Origin of the sequence: Arthrobacter sp. R-11 (assembly GCF_049913155.1) — a bacterium.
Classification (GTDB): Bacteria; Actinomycetota; Actinomycetes; order Actinomycetales; family Micrococcaceae; genus Arthrobacter.
Genome location: NZ_CP183979.1, coordinates 1080207 through 1102737, shown reverse-complemented (window position 1 = coordinate 1102737; position 22531 = coordinate 1080207). Strand labels below are relative to the sequence as shown.

The window sequence follows — 22531 nt, the reverse complement described above, 5'->3', positions numbered from 1 at the left end:
TTCGATCTCAAACCAAGAGCGTTGGACCTTTGTTGGCGATCAACCAGGACAAATCGAATGTTGGCCGACCAGAATGTTTCCTGGCCTCCGATATATCCGGCTGCCGATTCCTCGATTGAGCCGGGATGTCGTTCATTGGGCCACCGCGGCCGCTGTCGCGTACACATCTGCCGGCATCGGGCGGTGCAACTTCCAGGTGATGGCGATCGGCTTCTCCCCCGAGTGTTGGACATAATCCACCTGACCAAGACAGGTGTACGGCACGGTCAGTCCAGTTTCGTCGTCGGCCGTGTCCCGCGTGAACAGCAGGATCTGCGAACCGTGGCTGACCCGATCCAGGTAGCGTTTACCGACAGGGCTGGATGGCGACGTGCTGTTCTGAGACTCCCAGTGAAAGAGCTCAGGGCTAATCGCGTAGTCGCGGTACATCGTGGTGGCTGAATGCTTCGTGTCATCCTTGTTCAGAGTGACGAAGAAGGCATCCGTTGATGTTTCCGGACACCATGCCACTCCCTCACGATGTTGGACATATTTGCCCAGTTCCAGCGAGCCGTAGCCCAGAGCTGCGAGGATTTCCTCTCGTCGATACGTGGCGTGCGAGAGTAACGGAATGTGTTGTAACCCAGCACCAAGCCCTTTGGCGCTTTAACGACGCCGCGCCCAGCTTCACCAACTGCTGAATCTCGCCACACACAAATTGGTAATTGCGTAGATGGTCCAGCCCGGCGTCGTAAGATGCGAACCCGCCGGCGTCGTCCCACAGCGTGTAGAACAGCATGCGGGCAAAAATCTGTTCACGCGGGCCAAGGTCCGCGTATCGGGGCGCATCCATGGAAACAAGCATCGAGTAGGCCTCGGCCCGTTCCCGATCGTCCACGTGAATGAGCGCCGCCATCCGGCCTAGAAGCCTCTTTTCCTCGGCGTCTGACTGCTTGAAGTGCACACCCTTCAGCCGATCCTCAAAAGGCGAGAAACCGTGAATGAGCCTTGCCTGGCGAAGGTAGCCCGTCCAGGAGTCCTTGGTGGAACGATAGATCGATTTCAGATCGTTCCCCGAGGTGCGCAGGTACGTTTCAAGATCAGTCACGCCGTGCGAAGCAATGTCCTGAGCGAGCTGCTTTCGAGTGAACTTCAGCTGAGCCTGGATGTTGTCCAGAACGACTTTCTGGGCAACCCGGTCGAGCACGATCTGCGATCCCGACGGAAGGAACGGGAATTCCTCCTCCACTGCCTTTTCCAGTTGCTTCCGGCCATAGCCAGTGAGCGCGCGATACCTCAGGTCAAAGCGGAATTCACGGCGCTGCTGGCCGATAAAGTCGAGGACCGTCAACACTGCCTTGTCGTCCGCACGGCGGAGGCCGCGTCCAAGTTGCTGCAGAAAGACGGTGGAGCTCTGTGTGGGCCGCAGCATCAGGATGGTGTCCACCTGAGGCAGGTCCAGACCTTCGTTGAAAAGGTCCACTGCGAAAATGCAGTTGATCGCGCGCTCACGGAGCCGTTGGAGCGCGAGTGCTCGTTCGGCGTCGTCGGTTGTCCCGTCCACGGCGACCGAAGCGATTCCCGCCTGATTGAAGACGGCCGCCATGTAATGCGCGTGCTGAACCGACACACAGAAGCCGATGGCGCGCATGTCCTCGGTGCTGGTGACTTTGTCCCGCAGCTCGCGGATCACTTTCGCGGCGCGGGCATCGTTTCCCGTGTAGAGGTGGTCCAGCTGCGCGGTGTCGTAGTTGCCTCGCTTCCATTCGACCTGGCTGAGGTCGACGTCGTCGGACACGCCGAAGTAGTGGAACGGCACCAGAAGGTCGGCGTCCAGGGCGTCCCAGAGACGGAGCTCGCTTGCCGTGCGTCCGTCGAAGAACTGCTGGGCGACGTCGACGCCGTCCCCGCGTTCCGGCGTCGCGGTCAGCCCCAGCAGCTGCTGCGGCTTCAGGTGATCCATCAGGGCCTGGTACGTCGGGGCCATGGCGTGGTGGAACTCGTCAATGACCACGACGTCGAAGAAGTCCGGTTCCAGCTCGTGAACGCCGAGCGAGTTGAGGGACTGGACGGATGCGAAGATGTGCTTCCACTCGGACGGCTTGTGGGTGCCGACGTAGAGTTCGCCGAAAGCACCGTCCTGCATGACGTCCCGGTACGTGCGCATCGACTGTTTAAGGATCTCCTGCCGGTGAGCGACGAAGAGCAACTTGAGATCCCGTCCTGCGGCCTCATACAGGCGTTTGTAGTCCAATGCGGCGATGATGGTCTTGCCGGTGCCTGTTGCCGCGACCAGAAGATTTCTGTTGAAGCCCTTGGACCGCTCTGCCTCAAGGTCTTCGAGCATTTCCTCCTGGTGCAGGAAGGGCTGTACCTCGAGTCCGGTTCCCGCGTCCGGTGCTGCCGTGCGTTTGCCACCATTCCGTTCCAGGGCCGCGTCCAGTTTGTCGCCGTCGCGTTCGGGGTCGTAGCTCTGGAATGCTCGCTGTTCCCAGTAGCTATCGAAAGTGACCTCGAACTTCTTCAACAGCGCCGGTGTGGAGACGGAGCTCAGACGGACGTTCCATTCCAAACCGTCCAGCAGGGCCGCCTGGCTCAGGTTTGAGCTGCCGACGTAGGCCGTGTCGAATCCCGAGTGACGCCGGAACAGCCAGGCCTTCGCATGAAGGCGGGTGGCCTGGGTTTCATAATTGATCTTCACTTCGGCGCCATATCGGTTGGCAAGTTCGTCGATGGCGCGCCGCTCGGTGGCACCCATGTACGTGGTGGTAATGACCCGCAGCTTCACCCCGCGGTCGGTCAGCTGTTCAAGGGCCGGCTGGAGGAGCCTGAGGCCCGTCCAGCGAACGAACGCGCAGAGGAGATCCACAGTGTTGGCCGACTCGATTTCGGCCCGAAGTTCTGCGGCGAGGTTAGGGTCGTCCTTGCTGTTGGTGAGGAGGGCCGAGTCACTCAGCCTCGTGGTGGGGCGGCGAAGCTGGCGCCTTTTCAGTGCGTCGGGACGGTGGAGGGACAGGAGCTGGGCGGGGCCGTCGGCTACGCGGTCACTGTGGCTCAAGGTCTGGAGGAGCCGGTTGGCAAGATCCACGCGTTCGCCGGGCCTCGCGGCCGTCAGGGCATCACGGACCACGTCGGCGACATGCCTCGAGAGAATGTCCGGGGCGTCTTCCTCGCCAACTTCCAGGAAGCCAGGTTGAAGGTCCGGTGCTGTTCTTAGCCTGTCTTCCAGTCCATCCGTTCGCAGCAGCTCGTACAGACCTTCACGCAGTTGCTCCGCGGCCATTCCCCCGCCGAATGTGTTCACTCCGCCAGAGTATTGGGTGGGTGCGACATTGGCCAAAGCATCAAATTGTCCGTGCCCGGCCATATTCTGACTCTATGACAATCTCGGTGGGGGAACTCTTCGATGCATGTGGGCTGAAGCCAGCGGGAGTAGTGCCTTGGGGTGAGAGAATTCCTTTGCATCAGCCTGGGGTCTACCTCGTCGCTTCGACACCTGATGTGAATGATCAGGTAGGCCACATGGTGGAATATCGGCCATCTACAAGCGCGTTCGAAATTCTCAGGTCCGAGTGCCCGTCAGTAATGGTCGATGGAAATGCAGTTACGAACGAGGAAATCGCCACCAGAATCAGCAGGTTCTGGATCCCTCGGTCTGCCATTCTGTACATCGGGCTGGCAGGAACATCCCTTCAAACGAGAGTCCACCAGTTTTACAAGACCCAAATCGGGGAGCGTGCACCGCATTCTGGTGGTTGGTGGCTCAAAACACTGTCGGGAATTGAGTCGCTAGCTGTTCACTACGGTCTTTCAGATGATCCTGCCGCGGTGGAATCGCTCATGCTGAGGACCTTCGCTGCATCGGTGCCGGCGGCAGTGCGCTCCACCCTCCACGACGCGGAACGAATTGCTCCGTTCGCCAACGTGAAGGTCGCGGGCGGCAACAAGAGGCACGGTCTCAGCAATTACAAGAAGGCCTAGAAATATGGCAAGCAAGACGAAAAGCGACCCTGAACGACGTCGGACTACTCCGGAATGGAAACGGGTGAGATCGATCCGGGCGTGGACGTGGAGGCCATGATCGACCTCATCAACGGCGTGTACTACTACCAGCTGGTGGTGCGGGCTGCATCCGAGGATCCGGCCGCCACCCGCGAGCGGGTGCGGAACGCGGTGCGGCTGGTGTTCGAAGGAGCGGCCCGGCGGGACTAGGAATCAGGGGCAGGAGAAGTCGTAGTCGAGCCCTCCAGACACGTACTGGGTCACCGACACCCGGCTTCCGGAGGTCAGGCCGGGCAGGGAACAGTTCGACTTCGCTCCGCGCAGGGTCTTGGCGCCGGCGAGCCAGCTCGGCAGTCCGGTGAGGGAGCTGCCGGACGGCACGGTTCCGGCGATGGTTCCCCACTGGTAGCCGGTCGAATAGATCCCCACGCCAGCGCCGGAAACGCCAGAGGTGATGCTCTTGAAGTAGGCCACCATTCCTTCGAGGTCGGCCCTGTTCAGTGCCGTGTTGGCCTGCCAGCTGTTGCCAGTTTCCACGTCCAGCCACCAGAAATAGCTCCCGGGGTTGCTCACGCCGCGGATCGTGGCGTCGTCATAGGCCTTCGCGTAGCCGTAGATGTAGGAGCAGGCGGCATCCACGGCGCCGCCGCACGTCCCGTAGGGATTGGCGACCTGCTTGCCGGCGTAGCTGTTCGACGTCGGCCACCACGTGCCGGTATGCCCTGGGTTGGCCGTGTTCACATACAGGGCCACCTTGGGTTGCGCCGTTCCCCCGGTGGAGCCCGCGGCCCACGCGAGTTGCTCAGCCAGGCAGGGATTGGTGTTGTTGGCCAGGCCGCCGGTCACTCCCACGATCGCGAAGGCCAGCCCCGTGGGAAGGGTCTTGCCGCACTGTGGCCAGGAAACGTCGTTGCCTACCGGCTCCGGACTCCGCGGTGGCGGAGCCGCCGTCGCAGGAGCCGCCCCGGCGGTCAGCAGCCCAAGAAGGGCCAGGAACGTGCATGCCATCTTCATCCCGAAACGAGCCATGACCCATGGTAGTCCTCGGGGAACGCACCCCACCTTCGTTCCGCCAACATTCCAAACCACGGTTCCGCCCGGCAGCACCGCGAGGGCTGGCAACCCGCTCTGACTGCTACTGGCCTTTGGCCTTAGGGGGCACTGCCTCTAGGCACCCCGGCTTCCTGACCGGAGTCTCCAACAACCGCTAACAGTTCCAGCCGCCGTCGTGCGCCGGACCAGCCGGCGCACGACGGCGGCGCTCCCCCGCGATCAGCCCGCGTCTAACGCCCTGCGCTCGACGCCGCCGCGATCATGAAGAACAGGACCATGACGATTCCCAGAGCGGAGCAAATTGTGTCCACCCAGCCAAGCACCTTGCCCAGGGTTGCCGAGTGATGCAGGGCCTCGGCCTTCCGTGCATTGGAAATGGCCAGCGGACCGAAGACAATTCCCAGAACGAAGAAGCCGATGACGCCAAAAATGATCGACTTTTCCTTGAACTTGCTTCCTTGGAAGTGCTCCAGCGAATTGTTCTGCTGGACGTTCGGGTAATTCGGGTACTGGTACGACTGGCTGTAATTCTGTTGGGACATTTGTGAGACCTTTCGACGGCATTGTCGGTGCGATAGCAATTTTCGGGAGACACCCCGCGCCGCATTCTCGGTCCGCTGTTCATCCCCCGAAACGAAGATACGCAGCCATTCCCGTCCACGGGACAAGTTGGGCTAATCCTGCGGAAATCCTGCCCCGACGCTGAGCCCGGGGCCGAACCCGGGCACTCATCCAAACCCCCGCCGGCTCCGAATACATTGTGTCGGCGGCCTGCGTCGATAACCAGCCACGAACGGGGAGGCGGAGGAGTGACAACGCTGCAGCTGCGCGGCCTATGCTGGACCGTGATGGACACTCCCCATGTTCCCGAAACGGCGGACGAGCCTGCCGCCGTCGCGGCGACCACTGGGCTGGAGCTGAGCGGGCAGCTGGCAGGACTCCTCGGACAGATCGCCGACGGCGACCGGGACGCCTTCGCGGAGTTCTACCGTCTCACCGCGCGGCGCGTGTTCGGCATGGCGCGGCGGATCGTGGTGGACCCGGAGCTCAGCGAGGACGCCACCCAGGAAGTCTTCCTGCAGGTGTGGCAGAGCGCGGCCGGCTTCAACGCCGCGGCCGGGAGCCCGCTCGCCTGGCTCATGACCATCGCGCACCGCCGCGCCGTGGACAAGGTCCGCTCGGCGCAGGCTTCCACGGACCGCGAGGCCAGATTCGGCGCCTCCAGTCAGGAGATCGAGCACGACTCGGTGTCCGATGAGGTAGGCGGCCGTCTGGAAGCCGAAGCCGTGGTGCGATGCCTCAAGACGCTCACCGAGACCCAGCAGGAATCGGTCCGGCTGGCGTACTACGGCGGCCTGAGCTACCGGGAAGTCGCCGAGCGATTGAATTCCGCATTACCGACCATCAAATCCCGGATCCGGGACGGACTGATCCGGCTGAAGACCTGTTTGGAGGTGAGTTGAGATGAACAGCATGGACGCGAACGACGGCGGCCCCCGCCCCCGCGGTTTCGCCGCCGATATTGCCACCGACCTCAAGGCCGGCCGCGCCGTTGAGCTGGCGGAGATCTACGCCCTGGACGCCGTCAGCAATGACGAGCGCGACGCGATCGACACCTACATCTCAACCGCCCCGCAAGCAGAACGCGATGCCTTCAACGAACGGGTCCGCCAGGCGCGGGAAACCCTGGCACTGGCCTTCACGGCTGAGGAAGAACCGCCTGCCGGGCTGCTGGAACGGACGCTGGCGCAGCTGCCAGCGGAGCTGCCACAACTGCCGGAAGCAATGTCCGGGAAAGCGGCTGCGGAAGCTGCCGGACCGGCGTCGGGCGATGAACTGGCAGCCGCGAGGCAGGGGCGTGAGGAACGACGTCGGCCTTCCGCCGCCCGCAGGTGGCTGATCGGTGCGGCCGCCGCGGCGGCTTTGGCGCTGGGCGGGGTGGGCATCGGCAGCTATGTGGCGAGCCAGAACGACCCGGTCAACCAGGTGCTGGAGGCACAGGATGTCCGCGAAGCGTCCACGAACGTGACCGGTGGCGGCACCGTGCTGCTGGCGATTTCGGCGTCGAAGGACGCGTTGGTGGTGCGGATGAAGGACGTGCCTCCTCCGCCCGCGGGCAAGGTCTACCAGATGTGGCTGATCCCCAGAAATGGGTCGGCGCCCGTCTCGCAAGGACTCATGGATGCCGAAGCGCTGTCCAAGCCGGCCGTGGTGAGCGGGATCGGTCCCGCCTCCATGCTGGGGATCACCGTGGAACCTGCTGGCGGATCGGCAGTGCCCACGCTGCCCACTGTCGCTTCTGCCCGGCTGGATTCCTAAAGCCGGATTCCTGATTTTTTCCTGAACCACCCATCCGGCCTGCGATGCGCGCCGAATAACAGGCGTAACCCCTCGGGACAGCGGAACCCACGAGCCGCTGGTCCAAGGAACCATCGCATTCAGGAGAAATCATCATGGCTACTCACCCGCTTACCCGCACAGCAGGCCGCACCATTGTCCAGAAGGCATCCCTGGCCGTAGGCGCCGTGTTCCTGCTGGTCGGCGTTCTTGGTTTTGTTCCTGGCATCACAACCGACTTTGGTGAAATGGGCTTCGCCGGACACCACTCCGAAGCCATGCTGCTGGGCCTGTTCCAGGTATCGGCCCTGCACAACATCGTGCACCTGCTCTTCGGCGCGGCCGGGCTGTTCCTCGCCCGCAGCGCCAGCGGATCCAAGGGGTTCCTGCTCTACGGCGGAATCACCTACCTGGTTCTGTTCATCTACGGCCTGGTGGTCCCGCAGGATTCGGCCGGCAACTTCGTGCCGCTGAACAGCTTTGACAACATCCTGCACCTGCTCCTCGGCGTTGGAATGGTGGCGCTGTCCGTGATCCTCACCCGGGGCCGCAACAGCGTCCGACCGTAGCGCGTCCGGCCGTAGGGTCGGCTCCCCGCTGAAGCCCGGGGAAACAGGCTCCCGGAATTCCGGGAGCCCTGACGTGTTTTTGGCTCTTACGTCGCAGCTGAAGCTATGCCTTGACCCGCTGCGCGAGCGCGTCCTCGAGGAAGGCGAGGTGGGCCGGGGTCGGCCTGGTCACGTGGGCCTCGTACTCGGTGTGCTTGAGGAGGAACTTCTTGATGAACGGGCACACCGGAACGATCCGCAGGCCCTCGGCGACCGTCTGGTCCAGCGCTTCGGTGGCAAGCTTCCCGGCCAAGCCCTGCCCGCCGTACTCCTCGTTGATGACCGTGTGGTAGAAAATCCGCTGCCGGGCGGGGCCGTCAGAGGAGGCCTCCGAGCCGGAGCCGGCGTCAGCGCCACCGTCGTACTCCTTGTACGCGGCCTTGCCGATCACGCGGCCGGCGTCCAGCAGTTCGAAGCGCTCGCGCTCGGTGTTGTGGTGGATGAGCAAATTGTCCATCCCCCGAATGTACGTCATGCAGAGGGTCCGGCCGGGTCTTTCCGGGCGTCGAGCATGCCGGCGATCTTCTCTTCCAGTGCGGCCACGGAGGCTTCCGGCAGGACAATCAGTCCGTCCAGCTCTTTGCGGGCGCGCCTGTACGCCGTCTGCCGTTCAGCGGGCGTGGCGGCACTGTCTTCGGCAATCCGCAGGAGCTTCCTGGCGGTCGCCAGCCGTTGCCGTTCGGGGCCTGTGAAGTTGCCGTCCTTGATGCGCCGGGCTTCGCGTTCGGCGACGTCGAACGCCAGCTCGAAGCCGTGCACGGCGGCGCGGTACTCAGCCAGCCGGGCCGCCGTCGTGATGTCCGCCGGGTCAGCCGGCCGCAAGGCGTCGGCGTCCTTCTTGGCCCGCAGGTACGCGACGGTGAGGGGTTCGCGGACATCCGTCATGAGCGGGAAGTCAATGATCTTGCCAACGTCCAGTTCGTAGTCCAGCCATTTGTGGTTCACCGAATCGTGCGCCGCGATTAGCGCGGCCACCTCAGAACGGCTGGCCTGCTCCGCCGCGGCCGCCTGGTTCTTCAGCTTGTACAGCTCCACCTTGCGCCGGTGCCGCCGTTCACTCGCCTTGGACCACTGGCGCGCCCACCCGCCGGCCATTCCTCCGATGGGGAAAACGAGCCACCAGTAGTTGCCCACGAAGTCGAAAAAGGGTTCCACCCGTTCATCCTCCCATCGCGCTGGTGCGCCTCCAAGGACGCTTGGATTGTGCCCGCGGCCTGGTGTGTCCGGCCCTCCGTTACGATCCCCCCATGGACCAGAAACTGCATTTCATCACCTTCGCCACCGGGGACCTGGACCGTGCCCGCGGGTTCTACAAGGACGGGCTCGGCTGGGACCCGTTGCTGGACGTCCCCGGGGAAATCATCTTCTTCCAGGTGGCGCCCGGCCTGGTGCTCGGCCTGTTCGATTCCGTCAAGTTCAACCAGGACCTGGGCAGGGCGGGGGAACCCGCCGGCGTCAGGGGCGTGACCCTTTCGCACAACGTAGGCAGCGCGGCTGAAGTGTCCAGCACCATCGCGAGGCTGGAAGCGGCCGGGGCGACGGTGCTGAAGCCGGCACAGGCGGGAGCCTTCGGCGGGATCTTCCACGGCCATGTCAAAGACCCCAACGGCATCATCTGGGAGATCGCGCACAACCCCGGCTGGGGCATCGGCGAGGACGGCAAGGTGGCGCTCGGGTAACGTCGTGACGCACAACACAGCGCCGGCGTCCTCCGGAGCTACCATGGACCATGTGGCTGACCGTTGCCGGAGCCTGCCTTACCGGGCTGGTGCTGGGCGATATTGCCGCCAGGTACGTGCCCACCCGCGCCGGCCAGATCCTGCTCATCATCCTCGCCTCTGCGGGCGCGGCGGCGACCATCGCGCGGCGTCCTCGACGCGACTGGCTGATCCTCGCCATCCCGTTCAATCCGAAAGAGCTTCCCCATGTCTGCAACGTCGCCAGTCCTGCGAGTTTCCAGTGCCGGAACGGAGCCCGTCATCCTCAGTGTTGAGGGCGGCGAAACGGTGACCATCCGAATCGAAGTCGAAAGCAACTGCACCTGCCAGGCGTCGCTGGCACCCCGCGCCGGGGCCTACACAGACAGCGAGCTGAGTCTCGCTTAGCCTGCGTTTCCACGTACTTCTGAAGACCTGGCTGGAGACCGGCGAGAAGCTCACCACGCCGGGCTCGCTGCTGTATGGCTAGGGAGCTCCGTACGGCTAGGTGACGCCGGCAGTCAGGAGGCCATTCCCGGCACCAGGGCAACACCAAGCGCGATCAGCACCAGGGCGACGGCGACGGCGCGGTTGGCGAAGCGCTTCCACGGAAACATCTTCTCGAGGGCGATGAACGCGCCCACCACGGCCATCCAGCCAAGGCTCATGACGCCGAGCGCGAACAGGGCGATCATCAGCGCCCAGCAGCAGCTGACGCACCACGTGCCGTGTTCGACTCCCAAGCGCAGCGCACCGACGTACCCGTACCGCACCCGGCGCAGGATGAAGTCCATGGGGGTCCGGCATTTCATCAGGGCGACGTTCTTCGCCGGTGTGAACTGATAGGCGGCCGCCGCGAGGATCACCGCGGCCGCCACATAGCGGCCTCCCGGTTCCGACGTGAGCGCGCCGGGAATGATTGCCGCAACCACGGCGTAAAGCGCGTAGGCCGCCAGGCCGAACGCCGTCCACGCAAGGAGGTAGCCGGCCACGAACACAGCGGTGGAACCCCGCGGAGCGTAGCGTCCGGAGCCGCGGCGATGGCGCTGGATCATGTCATAGGCAACGACCATTGGCGCCACGGACGGAAACATCATCGCGGCCAGCATCACCACCCATGTGGTGAGGAAAAAGCCCAGCGGACCGGGGTCCGTCCAACGCCCCATGTCCATGCCGTTCATCTGCACGGCCGAGAAGATCCAGCTCGCACCGGCGAGCGCGAGCAGGAACGCGACAAGGATTGCCACGCGAGGATCGACAGAGCGCGGATCGACCCGGAAAACCGGGACGCCCGCCATGCGCGCCCCGGTTCCCCGAACTCCTTTCCTGTTCACCGGAGGCCGGCCGTCACGCCCGGCCCCTGGCGGCACCTTCGGGCATCTCGCTGGCGAAGCTGAACTCAGCGCTCTCGCCATAGACGCCGTCGAAATCGAGACCGAACAGGGTCGACTTGGTCGGCGCCCGTCCGATCATGAACTCGGGTGCGAAGCCATACATCGCGTTCTTGACCGTTGTGACGCCGCCGTCGGGTCCGGGCAGCGGCTCGAAGGTGTAACTCACGCTCCCTTCCACCGAAGCGGACGGTGTGGCGCTGTCAGAGAAACTGATACTTGCGCGCTGCACACCCAGCCACTCCCCGTACAGCGCCGCGAAGTCCGCAAACGGGCCTCCCTCGTCGCCGTGCAGGATGCGCTCAAGGGCCGCTGCCTGGCCATCGGCAGCCCCTTGATCAACTACCACCCCGATCTTCCAGCCACCGGCCGTGAGGTTCGTGGGGAACCAGTTCGCAAAAGCGAAATCGACTCCCGAAAGATCGGTGTCGTCGAGTTTGCCGCCCTCAATATGGAACACGGCAACGCCTCGACATTCCTTGTCCGGGCCGGTTGGCTCGCCGTCAACCGGGCACGGGCAGACCAATGAACAACTGCAGCTTGCAACATACTTTCCGGACATTTCCCAAGACATTTAGGACTCTCCTCGCTGGCACTATTGCCCAGCGGAGCGCCCCCAGACGCAGCGCCGAAAACACTGAAGAAACGGGCCAACCACGCCCGTTAAGGCAGAGGTTAGGCCTGCCCCAAGACGGAGTCAATATGCCGCGGCAGGCCAATCGAAGACGCCATTTTGGAGGTACCCGGCGGCCTTCATCGCCTGCTCCATACGCCGGATTTGATTTGTTATACAACCCCGATACAGTGGCGATACCCCACCCAAGCGAGGCCCCGTGACCGACACCGCCGTCCAGTTCCTGTCCCGACCCCTCACCGCCCAACAAGGCCAGCCCCTGCGCGTTGCCGCGTACTCCCGCATCGCCGAAGCCATCCGCACCAAGCTGCTCCCCCCGGGCTCGTTGCTGCCTACGGAAACCGAACTCGGCGTCATGATGGACGTCAGCCGTACGGTCATCCGCGAAGCCCTCATGCTGCTCGAGGAAGACGGCCTCACCCGGGCGCGCCGCGGCGTCGGACGCTTCGTGGCGGACTCCCTCCCCCGCATCGGCATCGAAAAGATCCGCCCCTTCGACCAGCTCCTCGGGGGCTCCGAGATGGACGTCCAGGTCAAACGCACCCTGGCCGATTTCCAGCCGGCCTCCGAGTTCGTCGCCCCGGGCATCGGCGTCGAGCCCAACGAGGACTGCTGGCTGTGGGAAAGCGTGCTCATCCGCAACGGCGAGGCGATAGGACACCTGCAGGAAAACGTGCCTGCGGGAACCGGCCGGGAGCCCGGTTTTGCGTCCGCTCCTGCGTCCGGCGGGAAGACAGCCGACGACGGCGACTGGCTGGCCGCCGCGGCCGACCCCGCCGGGCGCACCAGCCTGGCTCCGAAGACCCTCCTTGAGATCCTCGCCGAGCGGCCTGGGATGACGCTTGGGCCGGGCGAATGCCAGATCAGCCTCAGCACCGCGGGCCCGAGCCGCGCCAAGCTGCTGGACCTGCGCCCCTCGGACCCGGTGCTGGTCCTCACCCAGTACGTGCGCCGGAGCGGCAGGCCCTTCTACCTGGCCAAGTGCCTGGTGGCGGCCAAGGCCGGGCATTTGTCGGTCATGCAGTCGTCATAGCGCGGGTCATGGCGTCGCTTCTGCTGGATCACCCCGCAACACCACCGAGCGCAACCGCGTCATTCCGGGCCTGTCAGGTTTATCCAACCGGGTGATCCAGCAGAATGTGCGCGGGCCCGGCCCCACCGAGCTCCTGCACCGCCAGGCTCAGCCAGAGCACCAGCATGTCGTCCGGCTGGGCGGGGTCGATGCCGAAGATTTCCTCCATCCGCCGCAGCCGGTACCGCAGGGTGTTCTGGTGCAGCGACAAGGCGTGCGCTGTCTTGGCCGAATCGCAGGAGAAGGCCAGGTAGGTCCGCAGGGTCTTCGCGTACTCGGTGCCGGAGCGGGCATCGTGCTCCAGCATCGCGGCCGCGGCCGGGGACATCAGCCGCGGCTTGCTCCGGAACAGCGCCGCTACCTCCAGCAGGGTGAGCCGGCTGCGCATCTCCTCCGCACTGGCGTACGCCATCGCAGCAGAGCCGGCCCCGCCGGCGCCAGCCCCACCAGAGCCGGCCCCAGTCAACCCAACCCCACCACCGCCGTCGGCCAGCATCAAAAGCACCAGGTCGGCGTCGTACTTTGAGCGGCTGATTTCGTCCACCGCGGCAACCGGCGTCCCCAGTGCGACCCGCAGCTCCAGCCGCAATGACGCCGCGGCCCGTTCGATCAGCCGCCGGGCCAGGGTCCCGATCTGCGGCAACGCGGACGGCCCGGCCTCCGTAAACAGTGCGTAGATGGTGGTGCCGAGCATGACGCACTGGGTCCCCTGCCGGTACGCCTCGCATTGCGTGCTCACCAGGTCCAGCACCCGCGCCAACGCGATCTCCTCCGAGCCCGGCACCACTTCCGTTTGGAAGGCGACGACGGCGAACGGGCCCTTGCGTCCGAGCGCCAGCTGTTCCGCCACGAGCTGGGAGTCGCTGTCGCTTTCGAGGAGCCGGCGCAGCAGTTCGGCCCGTTGCTGGCGGGCGAGGTCGTAGCTGCTGCGGGCGCGGAGCATGTGCAACGCGGCGATGTCAGCGGCGCTCTCCAGGGCGCGCCTGGCCTCGGCATCGAAGGTACCGTCCGCGTCCACCACCCAGATCGACCCGAGCGGCTGCGTCCCGGCACGCACGGCGATGGCCAGCCGGTCCATGGCGGCATCTCCCACGCCCTTGACGTGCACGGCGCCCTCGGACCGGAACACCGCGGCGTACTGCCCGGCGTTCTCCGGAAGGTAGGGCACCTGCCGGCCGAGGATGCCGCTGCGGCGGTCCTCGTCGATGGGCTGGTCCGGCAGGGTGGAGTAGGCCAGGATCTGTTCCTGCAGGTTCTCGATGGTGGTGGCGCCGCCCACCATCGCTGCGATCGCGTTGGCCAGCGCGAACAAGTCCCCGACGCCGAGCGGCACCAGCGAACTGTTGGCCTCCGCGAGCGTCCCCACGGCGGATTCGAGCAGCCCGTCCAACTGCCGCCACGACACCCCGTCCTCCACCACGAGCAGCGCGATGCCGTTCCGGTCCGCTGCGGCGGCCACCTCGTCGAGGCCGTCCGCCGACGTCGCCTTGACCACGACCGCCGCGAAACCCGCAGCGGCCGCTTCCTCCACGACGGCGGCAGTCCGCGGATCTGCAGGCTGCAGTCCGATGCCCAGCAGGATGCCGCCCGGAAGGGACTCGAGCTCGGCCGTGGGGTCGTAGAGGCTCGGGCTCAGCAGCGCGAGTACCGGCGTCGGGCCGTGCGTGCGGACCCCCAGTCCCGAGCCCTCCAGCACCTTGAGGAGTTCCTGCAGCGGGATCTGGTGTGAAGCGGACGGAATCGAAGCCATGCCCAGCAAACTAGCCGCCCTTGTGGCAAACAACAAGGCCGGAGCACAAGCTTGGTGCCACACGCTAAAGCCAGCGGCACGGGCGCCTCGCCATAGTGGAGGAATGTCACTCACTGTTGAAGCACACCCCGCAGCGCGCCACGCCAGGGCAGCGGCCACCGTGGCCGCCGAACGGGCCGGCGTCACAGTCGTCGAGGAGTCGGACCGCGAGAAGCTCCGGGACATCGAAGGCCTGCTCGTCAGCATCTGGGGGACGTCCCCGCACGGCGCCCCGGTCCCCTTCGACGTCCTGCGCGCCATCTCGCATGCCGGCTGCAACATCTCCGCCGCCTACCTGCCGGACGGCACCCTCTGCGGGGCCGCCGTCGCGATCGTCACTCCGGGCGACGCGGCCACCTACTCGTTCATCGCGGGCGTGGCCCCGGGCATCGCGGACAAAGGCGTCGGCTTCGCCCTCAAGCAGCACCAGCGCGCCTGGTCCCTGGACCGCGGCATCGAAACCATGACCTGGACTTTCGATCCCCTCGTCAGCCGCAACGCCCGCTTCAACCTCAGCAAACTCGGCGCCCACGTCCGCCGCTACGAGCGGAACTTCTACGGCCTGATGGACGACGAGATCAACGCCAACGACGAAAGCGACCGCCTCGTTGCCGTGTGGCCGCTTTCTTCCGAGGTGAGCATCGCCTGCGGCGAAGGCACGCCCCGCGACGTCGAACTCCCGGCTGTGGAAGGCACCACCGTCCTGAAGTACGGGCCCGACGGCGAGCCCCAGCTTCTCGAGTCAGCCGGCGGTAATGCCGGCGGCACCCTCTGGTGCCGCGCACCCCGGGACATCGTGGCCCTGCGTGCCGCCAACCCGGAGCAGGCCGCACTGTGGCGCAGCACCATGCGCGAGTCCTTCGAAACCGCCTTCGCCGCCGGCTACCAGGCCGACGGCGTCACCCGCACCGGCTGGTACCGCCTCACCCGTTAAGTCGAGCCCCCAAACACCTCCAGGAGTCCCCCATGAACGCCTCCACAAAGAAGCCCTCCCTGCGCCACCTGCTCTGCGCGGCCGCCCTCCCGCTGGTGCTCGGCTTGAGCGCCTGCGGCGGCGCCGCCACCCCCGCCGAAACGGCCAAGTCCGTCTCGGCAGCCGACGCCGATCCCGCCGCCGCGGCTGCACTCCCGGCGCGCTTCAAGCAGGCCGGCGTCGTCAAGGTAGCCTCGGACATCCCGTACCCGCCGCTGGAAATGTTCGACGAAAACCAGAACCTCACAGGCCTGGACGTGGACCTCGCCGCGGCCCTCGGCGCCAAGCTCGGCGTGAAGCTGGAACTGCAGAAGCAGGCGTTCGACAGCATCATCCCGTCCCTGCAGTCGGGCAAGAACGACATCATCATGTCCGGCATGAACGACACCCCGGAGCGCCAGAAGACCCTGGACTTCGTGGACTACCTGCACGCCGGATTCTCCATCCTGGTCCGCGAAGGCAACCCGGAGAACATCACCACGGCGCTTGACCTGTGCGGCAAGACCGTCGCGGTCCAGAAGGCCACCGTGCAGGGCGACATCCTGCGCAGCTACGAGCAGAAGTGCAAGGACAAGGGCTCGGACCCGATCAACGTCACCGAGCTCCCCCTGGAGACTGACGTACAGACGGCGGTCCGCGCCGGAAAGGCGAGCGCCGACGTCGTCGATTCCGCCCCGGCAGCCTACGCCGCGAAGACCGCCGGCGACGGGAAGGTCTTCGACATCGTGCGCGACCCCGCCAACCCGGCCGGCTACAACCCCGTATACACGGGAATCGGCGTGCTGAAGAAGGATGCCGGGCTCAGCAAGGCGCTGCTTCTGGCCATGGAAGCGATCGTCAAGGACGGCACGTACGAGGACATCCTGAAGAAGTACGAACTCTCCGACTACTCGGTGAAGACGGCCGGGATGAACTTGGGATCCGACGCCGGCAAGGACGTCAAGTGAGCAGCCCCGCGGTGACGGCACGGGGTGCTGTGGACACCGATGTGACCGGGGACGACGACGTCGTCGCGGTCCCTTTGCGCCACCCCTGGCGCTGGGTGGTGGCCGCCTTGCTGGTGCTCGCCCTGGCAGGCCTTGTCGCCTCGCTGTGGACGAACCCGAACATCGAGCACTCCACGATCGCCACGTACCTGTTCAACCCGAAGATCATCAACGGCGTGGGGCTGAGCCTACTGGTCACCGTGGTGGCGATGCTCATCTCCACCGTGCTGGGCGTGCTGCTGGCCGTGATGCGGCTGTCGAAGAACCCGGTGATGAACGCCTTCGCCTGGCTGTACGTGTGGGTATTCCGCGGGACGCCGCTGCTGATCCAGATCGTGTTCTGGGGCTATCTGGGCCTGCTGTATTCGCAGATCAGCCTCGGCGTGCCGTTCACGGACTTCACCATCTTCTCCGTGGACACCAACACCCTGGTGCCCGCCTTCGTGGCCGGCCTGCTGGCGCTGACCCTGAACCAGGCCGCGTACTCCGCGGAAATCATCCGCAGCGGCATGCTCTCGGTGGACCCCGGCCAGCATGAGGCTGCCGCGTCACTGGGGATGTCGCCGTCGTACACGCTGTTCAAGGTGGTGCTGCCGCAGGCGATGCGCGTCATCATCCCGCCCATGGGCAACGAGACCATCTCCATGCTCAAGCAGACCTCGCTGCTGTCCGTGATCGCTGTCCTGGAGCTGTACACGGTGGCCACGCAGATCTCTTCGCAGAACCTGCGCCAGGTGGAACTGCTGCTGGTGGTCAGCGCCTGGTACCTCTTCCTCACCTCGGTGCTCTCCGTGCCGCAGTACTACCTGGAGCGGCATTACGGCCGGGGCACCGCCGCGCAGGCGCCCAGCCTGCTTGAGCGCATCATTCAAAGGAGAAAACGATGACTGAAACCCTGGTGCGGGCCAGCAACGTCCGCAAGAGCTACGGGCACGTGGAGGTCCTCAAGGGCGTCTCGCTCACCGTCAACCCGGGTGAGGTGATGTGCCTGCTCGGCCCGTCCGGCTCGGGCAAATCGACGTTCCTGCGCTGCATCAACCACCTGGAACGGATTGACGGCGGCCGGATCGAGGTGGGCGGAGACCTGGTGGGCTACGCCCGGCGGCACGGGAAGATCTTCGAAATGAACCCGCGCGAAGTGTCCCGGCAGCGCCGCGGCATCGGCATGGTGTTCCAGCGCTTCAACCTCTTCCCGCACATGACCGCCCTGGAGAACATCATGGCGGCACCGGTGGGCGTGAAGAAGGTGGAGCGCGCCGCTACGAGGACCCGCGCCTACGAACTGCTCGAACGCGTCGGACTGTCCCACGTGGCGGGCCATTACCCCGCGCAGCTCTCCGGCGGACAGCAGCAGCGCGTGGCGATCGCCCGGGCCCTGGCCATGGACCCGGAGCTGCTGCTCTTCGACGAACCCACCTCGGCCCTGGACCCCGAGCTCGTGGGCGATGTGCTGGACGTGATGCGCCAGCTCGCCGCCGACGGCATGACCATGATCGTGGTGACCCACGAAATCGGCTTCGCCCGCAGCGTGGCGGACACCGTGGTGTTCATGGACGGCGGCGTGGTGGTCGAGGCAGGCACCCCCGCCGAGGTCATCGGCAACCCGCAGAACCCGCGCACCGTCGCATTCCTGAACTCCGTGATGTAAAAGCCGGCACCATGAAAGGCCGGCTACATGAAAGGCACCGAATGAAGATCACCAAAGCGACCATCACCCGCATCGACGTTCCGCTCAAGGAACCCTTCGTGGTTGCCTATGACACGTACGCAACCATGCCGAGCATCGTGCTCGCCCTCGAGACCGACGACGGCCTGGTGGGCTACGGGGAAAGTGTCCCGGACGCGCATGTCACGGGCGAGACCCCGGGAGGAGCAGTCGAGGCGATGCGCACCGAGCTGCTGCCCGCCGTCGTCGGGCTCGATCCCTTCGACATCACGGCGGTCCACCAGCGCATGGACGCCGCGATGAAGAACAACGGTTCGGCGAAGGCGGCCGTGGATATCGCGTGCTGGGACCTGGCGGGCAAGGCGTCCGGGCGGCCGGTGTACAGCCTGCTGGGCGGGCGGAAACCGGAGAACCCCACCATCGCGCGGGTGATGAGCATCCTCGCCCCCGAGGTCCTCGCCGATCAGGCGGTCCAGGCCCGCGAGGAGGGTTTCCGGCACCTGAAGATGAAGCTGGGCGGCAAGGACGGGCTCGACGTCGAACGCGTCCGGGCCGTGCGTGCGGCGATCGGGCACGATCTGGCGATCCGGGTGGACGCGAACCAGGGCTGGGGCGATCCGGCGACGGCGATCGCCATGATCCGGGAGCTGGAACCGTTCGGGATCGACTGGGTGGAGCAGCCCATCCGGGCCGACGACGTGGACGGCTTCGAGCTGATCCGGTCCCAGGTGGGCGTGCGGCTCATGGCGGATGAGGCCGTAGTGTCGCAGGGCGACCTGGCACGTTTCGTGAAGGCCCGCAGCGTGGACATGGTGAACCTGAAGCTGCAGAAGAGCGGCGGCATCCGGGCCTGCCACCGCTTGGCGACGCAGGCAGAGCTGGCCGGTTTCTCGGTGCAGGTGGGGTCCATGCTGGAGACCAGTATTGCCTCCGCCGCCGGATACCACTTGGCGCTCGCGCACCCGGCGATCGTCTCCACCGAGCTTTCCGGGCCGGTGAAGTTCTCCCGCGAGCCGGGCAACCTGGAGTTCCGGATCCCCGAGGTCCTGGTTTCGGACCGGCCGGGGCTCGGCGTGGACGTGGACCTGGACGTGCTGGAGGAACTCACGGTGGCGCGCTTCGAGGTGGGGGCGTAGGGTTCGCCTCAAGGCACATTTGGTATACCATCTTGCCTAGGCCTTCGGCTTCCTTCCAGCAAATTCGCCGGAAGGGGGCCGAAAGCTTCAAATAACGTATGCCAAGATCGTCCTGCCACCCCAGGACCGCGTCACCTGGAGGAACGCATGGAAACCACTACCCTGACCGTTGACGAGCGCTACCTCGAGGCCGCGGCAGCGGGCGAACTGGAGGCAGTGAAGGCGGCCCTCGCAGGCGGCGCCGACAAGGACGCCGTCGACCATGAGGAAGCCACCGCGATCCTGCGCGCCGCCCGCGGCGGCCACCTGGACGTGGTCCGCGCCCTCATCGCCGAGGGCGTGGACATCGACGCCCAGGACCAGACCTGCTTCAACCCCTTCATCCACGGCTGCATCCACAACGAACCCGAGCTCGTGAAGACCATGGTGGAGGCCGGCTGCGACCTCAAGCGGCTCACCCGCTTCGGCGGCAACGGACTGACTCCGGCGGCGGAGAAGGGCCATGTGGAGATCGTGCGGTACCTGCTGGAGCACACCCGCATCAACGTGAACCTGACCAACACCCTGGGCTGGACCGCGCTCATCGAGGCGATCATCCTCAACGACGGCGGCCCGGTGGCCCAGGAAGTCGTCGGGCTCCTGCTCAAGCACGGCGCCAAGCCCGGCATGACGGACGAACGGGGCGCCACGCCCCTGGAGCTCGCGCGCCAGCACGGGCACAAGGAGATCGCGGCCCTTATCGAACGGCACATCGCCTCTTCCTGAGCATGATTTTCGGCTAAGTGTCGATCGGCGTTCCGCCCATTCGTCTTGAGAGTAAGCCCGGCACGGGCCACCATCGGATGAAGGAGGAGAGAACCATGCGCTACACATTGCTGATGCACTACCAGGAAATGACTCCCGAGGAACTCGGCCCGGAAATGCTGGAACAGGGCGAGGCAGCCATGAACAGCTACGCCGCCACCCTCCAGCAGGCCGGCGTACTCCTGGGCGCCGAAGTCCTGCAACCCTCGCACGCGAGCACCACCGTCACCACGCAGGACGGGAAACTGAGGATCCAGGACGGGCCGTTCGCCGACACCAAGGAACAGCTGGGCGGCTACTTCCTGATCGACGTTCCGGACCTGGACGCCGCCATCAAGTGGGCCGGGCAGGCGCCGGCCGCCATGTGGGGCAGCGTGGAAATCCGACCGGGCGCCACGCACACCGTGGAGGGTGCATGGGTGCCGAACGCCTGACCCCGTTCCCGTGACCCGAGCGCCAGGGACAGACGACGACGGCGGCGCGCGGGCGGCCGCGGAACTGGCCGCCCGCGCGTCGTACGGCCGCCTGCTCGCCATCCTGGCAAGCGGCACCGGAGACGTGCTCCTCGCCGAGGACGCGCTGGCCGACGCCTTCGAACAGGCCCTGCGGCGCTGGCCCACCGACGGTGTGCCGGAGCGGCCCGAAGCCTGGCTGCTGACCGTGGCCCGGAACCGGCAGCGCGACGAATGGAAGTCCGCCCGGCACCGGCTCTCCACTCCCCTGGATTCCCTTCCGGAGCCTGCCATGAACGACACTGACGGTTCGACGTTCCCCGATTCGACGTTCCCCGATTCAACGTTCCCCGATCAGCGCTTGCCGCTCATGCTGGTCTGCGCGCACCCCGCCATCGCGGAGGACATCCGCGCTCCCCTCATGCTGCAGACGGTCCTCGGCTTCGACGCCGCACAGATCGCCGCGGCGTTCGCCGTCCCGCCGGCCGCCATGGCCCAGCGCCTGGTCCGGGCGAAACGGCGCATCCGGGACGCACGGATCCCGTTCGAACTCCCCGGTCCCGAGGTCTTGCCGGAACGGCTGCCGCCCGTACTGGAGGCGGTGTACGGGTGCCTGGCGATTCCGGCGCTTTCCGCTGGTTCTGCGGCGCCCGACGAGGGGCCGCCCGACGACGGCGGCGCGGGTTCCCGCCCGTCGCTCGCCGAGGGGCTGTTCCTGGCCGAGCTCGTTGCCAGCAGCTTGGGGACGGAACCGGAGGCGTGGGCGCTGGCGGCCCTGGCTGCCTTCCTGCTCTCCCGGCCTCTCGGCGGGAGCTACGTGCCCTTGGAGGAACAGGATCCGGGAAGCTGGAATACCGTGCTGATTCGTCGTGCCGAGGGATACCTACAACGGGCGTCGGCGCTGGTTACGGCTTCCCCTGGGCTTGCTGGATCCAGCGGTCTTTCATCTGTCCGCGGGCCGGGCCGCTTCCAGTTGGAGGCGGCCATCCAGTCCGTGCATGCGGCGCGTTCCCGGAGCGGCCGGACCGACTGGACAGCCCTGGGCACGCTGTACGCGGCGCTGAATACCGTGGCGCCCACACTGGGATCTCTCGTGGCCCAGGCCGCCGTAATCGGCCGGCTCGATGGACCGCTGGCCCAGTTGAGACGCCTGGACGCGATCGCTGCAGCCCAGCCGGCAAGCTGCGAAAGTTTCCAGCCCTACTTCGCCGCCCGGGCCGGTGCCTTTGAGTCAGCCGGCGATCCGGATGGCGCTGCGGACTGCCTGCGCACAGCCATCGGGCTGAGCGGCGACACACGAATCCGGGAGTACCTGCAGGCTAAGCTGCGAGCCATGACGGAAAGAGCGCGATGAGGATCTGGTCCCTTCACCCGAGCCAGCTGGACCGGGCCGGCCTCGTGGCGTGCTGGCGCGAAACCCTGCTCGCGCAAGCGGTACTCGCCCGCCGCACCAAGGGCTACCAGAACCATCCGCAGCTCGTCCGGTTCCGTGCGGACGCGGAGCCGCTTGCCGCCGTCGGCTCCTATCTCAGCGGCATCGCCGCGGAGGCGACGGCACGGGGCTACAACTTCGACGCCGGCCGGATCCTGGAACCAGGGTCATTCTCCGGGCGCATTCCTGTCACCCGCGGCCAGCTGGACTACGAGTGGCAGCACCTGGGCGCGAAGCTGCAGCGGCGCAGCCCCGAGGATGCGCATCGTTGGTCGGAAACGGAACCCGCGCCACACCCGCTGTTCTTCGTCCTGGACGGCCCCGTGGAGGCGTGGGAACGGGTGCAATAGCAGCTGTGGTAGCCTCGAGGGCATGGAAATTGAGGTCGACAGAATCTAGCCGCCGGCGTTCCGGTGGCCATCGCCCTTCCTGAGCACCCGCAGCGTTTCGCGCACCGGGGTATATCCAAAAACTTCAGCTCAACCGGCATGCGCCCCTCCCTCTTACATCCCCGACGCGT

At 65.8% G+C, this 22531-nt stretch carries 24 protein-coding genes and 1 pseudogene; 17 read left to right on the top strand and 8 right to left on the bottom strand.

Annotation, left to right across the window (positions count from 1 at the left end; translation table 11 throughout):
- Nucleotides 1–132: 132 nt before the first annotated feature.
- Nucleotides 133–3247 (bottom strand): annotated as a pseudogene (locus ACN9M4_RS04925) (DUF3427 domain-containing protein).
- A gap of 110 nt (nt 3248–3357) precedes the next feature.
- On the opposite strand from ACN9M4_RS04925, the gene ACN9M4_RS04920 reads away from it, so the two are divergent.
- Nucleotides 3358–3960, top strand: coding sequence for a hypothetical protein (locus tag ACN9M4_RS04920; protein WP_426302446.1), 603 nt, complete (start codon nt 3358–3360; stop codon nt 3958–3960).
- 54 nt (nt 3961–4014) lie between these two features.
- Entirely contained in the window at nt 4015–4191 is a 177-nt protein-coding gene (locus ACN9M4_RS04915) for a hypothetical protein (RefSeq protein ID WP_426302445.1), read from the top strand.
- 3 nt (nt 4192–4194) lie between these two features.
- Here the strand turns inward: ACN9M4_RS04915 and ACN9M4_RS04910 are convergent, their stop codons facing one another.
- Both ACN9M4_RS04910 and ACN9M4_RS04905 read right to left on the bottom strand, forming a co-directional pair.
- Nucleotides 4195–5010 carry a hypothetical protein gene (locus tag ACN9M4_RS04910; RefSeq protein ID WP_426302444.1) on the bottom strand — a complete coding sequence of 272 codons (816 nt, stop codon included), beginning with the start codon at nt 5008–5010 and terminating at the stop codon, nt 4195–4197.
- Between the two features lie 254 nt (nt 5011–5264).
- On the bottom strand, nt 5265–5576 hold the full coding sequence (locus ACN9M4_RS04905; protein ID WP_426302443.1) for a hypothetical protein: 312 nt from the start codon (nt 5574–5576) through the stop codon (nt 5265–5267).
- A 267-nt stretch (nt 5577–5843) separates the two neighbouring features.
- On the opposite strand from ACN9M4_RS04905, the gene sigK reads away from it, so the two are divergent.
- From sigK to ACN9M4_RS04890, 3 genes are all read left to right on the top strand, one after another.
- The gene (gene sigK, locus ACN9M4_RS04900) at nt 5844–6497 is read left to right on the top strand and encodes an ECF RNA polymerase sigma factor SigK (RefSeq protein ID WP_426302442.1); all 654 of its coding nucleotides are present in this window, start codon (nt 5844–5846) and stop codon (nt 6495–6497) included.
- A gap of 10 nt (nt 6498–6507) precedes the next feature.
- Nucleotides 6508–7353: an anti-sigma factor gene (locus ACN9M4_RS04895; protein ID WP_426303390.1), complete on the top strand. Its 846-nt coding sequence runs from the start codon at nt 6508–6510 to the stop codon at nt 7351–7353.
- Nucleotides 7354–7487: 134 nt separating this feature from the next.
- Nucleotides 7488–7940, top strand: a complete 453-nt coding sequence (locus tag ACN9M4_RS04890; RefSeq protein WP_426302441.1) for a DUF4383 domain-containing protein — start codon at nt 7488–7490, stop codon at nt 7938–7940.
- Between the two features lie 103 nt (nt 7941–8043).
- Here ACN9M4_RS04890 and ACN9M4_RS04885 read toward each other — a convergent pair whose 3' ends face one another.
- Together ACN9M4_RS04885 and ACN9M4_RS04880 are read right to left on the bottom strand one after the other, a co-directional pair.
- Nucleotides 8044–8436 carry a GNAT family N-acetyltransferase gene (locus tag ACN9M4_RS04885; protein ID WP_426302440.1) on the bottom strand — a complete coding sequence of 131 codons (393 nt, stop codon included), beginning with the start codon at nt 8434–8436 and terminating at the stop codon, nt 8044–8046.
- A gap of 14 nt (nt 8437–8450) precedes the next feature.
- On the bottom strand, nt 8451–9134 hold the full coding sequence (locus ACN9M4_RS04880; protein WP_426302439.1) for a hypothetical protein: 684 nt from the start codon (nt 9132–9134) through the stop codon (nt 8451–8453).
- Between the two features lie 92 nt (nt 9135–9226).
- Here ACN9M4_RS04880 and ACN9M4_RS04875 point away from each other — a divergent pair, with 92 nt between their 5' ends.
- Nucleotides 9227–9658 carry a VOC family protein gene (locus tag ACN9M4_RS04875; protein WP_426302438.1) on the top strand — a complete coding sequence of 144 codons (432 nt, stop codon included), beginning with the start codon at nt 9227–9229 and terminating at the stop codon, nt 9656–9658.
- 50 nt (nt 9659–9708) lie between these two features.
- Nucleotides 9709–9972 (top strand): hypothetical protein, encoded by a 264-nt coding sequence (locus ACN9M4_RS04870; protein ID WP_426302437.1) that lies wholly within the window; start codon nt 9709–9711, stop codon nt 9970–9972.
- A gap of 225 nt (nt 9973–10197) precedes the next feature.
- Here the strand turns inward: ACN9M4_RS04870 and ACN9M4_RS04865 are convergent, their stop codons facing one another.
- Both ACN9M4_RS04865 and ACN9M4_RS04860 read right to left on the bottom strand, forming a co-directional pair.
- A complete protein-coding gene (locus ACN9M4_RS04865) occupies nt 10198–10923 on the bottom strand; it encodes a DUF2182 domain-containing protein (RefSeq protein WP_426302436.1) in 726 nt (241 codons plus the stop codon).
- Between the two features lie 100 nt (nt 10924–11023).
- Nucleotides 11024–11641: a DUF1326 domain-containing protein gene (locus tag ACN9M4_RS04860; RefSeq protein ID WP_426302435.1), complete on the bottom strand. Its 618-nt coding sequence runs from the start codon at nt 11639–11641 to the stop codon at nt 11024–11026.
- 259 nt (nt 11642–11900) lie between these two features.
- On the opposite strand from ACN9M4_RS04860, the gene ACN9M4_RS04855 reads away from it, so the two are divergent.
- Nucleotides 11901–12734 carry a GntR family transcriptional regulator gene (locus ACN9M4_RS04855; RefSeq protein WP_426302434.1) on the top strand — a complete coding sequence of 278 codons (834 nt, stop codon included), beginning with the start codon at nt 11901–11903 and terminating at the stop codon, nt 12732–12734.
- A 79-nt stretch (nt 12735–12813) separates the two neighbouring features.
- Here ACN9M4_RS04855 and ACN9M4_RS04850 read toward each other — a convergent pair whose 3' ends face one another.
- A complete protein-coding gene (locus tag ACN9M4_RS04850; protein WP_426302433.1) occupies nt 12814–14523 on the bottom strand; it encodes a PucR family transcriptional regulator in 1710 nt (569 codons plus the stop codon).
- Nucleotides 14524–14626: 103 nt separating this feature from the next.
- On the opposite strand from ACN9M4_RS04850, the gene ACN9M4_RS04845 reads away from it, so the two are divergent.
- The 9 genes from ACN9M4_RS04845 to ACN9M4_RS04805 all read left to right on the top strand — a co-directional run bounded on the left by ACN9M4_RS04845 (nt 14627) and on the right by ACN9M4_RS04805 (nt 22361).
- Nucleotides 14627–15496, top strand: a complete 870-nt coding sequence (locus ACN9M4_RS04845; protein WP_426302432.1) for a hypothetical protein — start codon at nt 14627–14629, stop codon at nt 15494–15496.
- A 32-nt stretch (nt 15497–15528) separates the two neighbouring features.
- A complete protein-coding gene (locus ACN9M4_RS04840) occupies nt 15529–16482 on the top strand; it encodes an ABC transporter substrate-binding protein (RefSeq protein ID WP_426302431.1) in 954 nt (317 codons plus the stop codon).
- Nucleotides 16479–17408 (top strand): amino acid ABC transporter permease, encoded by a 930-nt coding sequence (locus ACN9M4_RS04835; protein WP_426302430.1) that lies wholly within the window; start codon nt 16479–16481, stop codon nt 17406–17408. Before ACN9M4_RS04840 ends, ACN9M4_RS04835 begins: the two co-directional genes overlap by 4 nt.
- A complete protein-coding gene (locus ACN9M4_RS04830; protein WP_426302429.1) occupies nt 17405–18169 on the top strand; it encodes an amino acid ABC transporter ATP-binding protein in 765 nt (254 codons plus the stop codon). The genes ACN9M4_RS04835 and ACN9M4_RS04830 overlap by 4 nt, the downstream gene beginning before the upstream one ends.
- A 41-nt stretch (nt 18170–18210) precedes the next feature.
- Entirely contained in the window at nt 18211–19323 is a 1113-nt protein-coding gene (locus ACN9M4_RS04825) for a mandelate racemase/muconate lactonizing enzyme family protein (protein ID WP_426302428.1), read from the top strand.
- A 147-nt stretch (nt 19324–19470) separates the two neighbouring features.
- Nucleotides 19471–20088: an ankyrin repeat domain-containing protein gene (locus ACN9M4_RS04820; RefSeq protein WP_426302427.1), complete on the top strand. Its 618-nt coding sequence runs from the start codon at nt 19471–19473 to the stop codon at nt 20086–20088.
- A gap of 95 nt (nt 20089–20183) precedes the next feature.
- Nucleotides 20184–20561: a YciI family protein gene (locus ACN9M4_RS04815; protein WP_426302426.1), complete on the top strand. Its 378-nt coding sequence runs from the start codon at nt 20184–20186 to the stop codon at nt 20559–20561.
- A gap of 10 nt (nt 20562–20571) precedes the next feature.
- Nucleotides 20572–21933: an RNA polymerase sigma factor gene (locus ACN9M4_RS04810; RefSeq protein WP_426302425.1), complete on the top strand. Its 1362-nt coding sequence runs from the start codon at nt 20572–20574 to the stop codon at nt 21931–21933.
- On the top strand, nt 21930–22361 hold the full coding sequence (locus tag ACN9M4_RS04805; protein WP_426302424.1) for a pyrimidine dimer DNA glycosylase/endonuclease V: 432 nt from the start codon (nt 21930–21932) through the stop codon (nt 22359–22361). Before ACN9M4_RS04810 ends, ACN9M4_RS04805 begins: the two co-directional genes overlap by 4 nt.
- The last annotated feature ends 170 nt before the right edge of the window (nt 22362–22531 follow it).

What these genes read in the sequence shown, in the direction of transcription:
- ACN9M4_RS04805 (WP_426302424.1), top strand. Translation starts at nt 21,930, where the DNA reads ATGAGGATCTGGTCCCTTCACCCGAGCCAGCTGGACCGGGCCGGCCTC.
- ACN9M4_RS04875 (WP_426302438.1), top strand. Translation starts at nt 9,227, where the DNA reads ATGGACCAGAAACTGCATTTCATCACCTTCGCCACCGGGGACCTGGAC.
- ACN9M4_RS04910 (WP_426302444.1), bottom strand. Translation starts at nt 5,010, where the DNA reads ATGGCTCGTTTCGGGATGAAGATGGCATGCACGTTCCTGGCCCTTCTT.
- ACN9M4_RS04815 (WP_426302426.1), top strand. Translation starts at nt 20,184, where the DNA reads ATGCGCTACACATTGCTGATGCACTACCAGGAAATGACTCCCGAGGAA.
- ACN9M4_RS04825 (WP_426302428.1), top strand. Translation starts at nt 18,211, where the DNA reads ATGAAGATCACCAAAGCGACCATCACCCGCATCGACGTTCCGCTCAAG.
- ACN9M4_RS04830 (WP_426302429.1), top strand. Translation starts at nt 17,405, where the DNA reads ATGACTGAAACCCTGGTGCGGGCCAGCAACGTCCGCAAGAGCTACGGG.
- ACN9M4_RS04850 (WP_426302433.1), bottom strand. Translation starts at nt 14,523, where the DNA reads ATGGCTTCGATTCCGTCCGCTTCACACCAGATCCCGCTGCAGGAACTC.
- ACN9M4_RS04860 (WP_426302435.1), bottom strand. Translation starts at nt 11,641, where the DNA reads ATGTCTTGGGAAATGTCCGGAAAGTATGTTGCAAGCTGCAGTTGTTCA.
- ACN9M4_RS04845 (WP_426302432.1), top strand. Translation starts at nt 14,627, where the DNA reads ATGTCACTCACTGTTGAAGCACACCCCGCAGCGCGCCACGCCAGGGCA.
- ACN9M4_RS04885 (WP_426302440.1), bottom strand. Translation starts at nt 8,436, where the DNA reads ATGGACAATTTGCTCATCCACCACAACACCGAGCGCGAGCGCTTCGAA.
- ACN9M4_RS04895 (WP_426303390.1), top strand. Translation starts at nt 6,508, where the DNA reads ATGGACGCGAACGACGGCGGCCCCCGCCCCCGCGGTTTCGCCGCCGAT.
- ACN9M4_RS04905 (WP_426302443.1), bottom strand. Translation starts at nt 5,576, where the DNA reads ATGTCCCAACAGAATTACAGCCAGTCGTACCAGTACCCGAATTACCCG.
- ACN9M4_RS04820 (WP_426302427.1), top strand. Translation starts at nt 19,471, where the DNA reads ATGGAAACCACTACCCTGACCGTTGACGAGCGCTACCTCGAGGCCGCG.
- ACN9M4_RS04915 (WP_426302445.1), top strand. Translation starts at nt 4,015, where the DNA reads ATGGAAACGGGTGAGATCGATCCGGGCGTGGACGTGGAGGCCATGATC.
- ACN9M4_RS04840 (WP_426302431.1), top strand. Translation starts at nt 15,529, where the DNA reads ATGAACGCCTCCACAAAGAAGCCCTCCCTGCGCCACCTGCTCTGCGCG.
- ACN9M4_RS04920 (WP_426302446.1), top strand. Translation starts at nt 3,358, where the DNA reads ATGACAATCTCGGTGGGGGAACTCTTCGATGCATGTGGGCTGAAGCCA.
- ACN9M4_RS04870 (WP_426302437.1), top strand. Translation starts at nt 9,709, where the DNA reads ATGTGGCTGACCGTTGCCGGAGCCTGCCTTACCGGGCTGGTGCTGGGC.
- ACN9M4_RS04890 (WP_426302441.1), top strand. Translation starts at nt 7,488, where the DNA reads ATGGCTACTCACCCGCTTACCCGCACAGCAGGCCGCACCATTGTCCAG.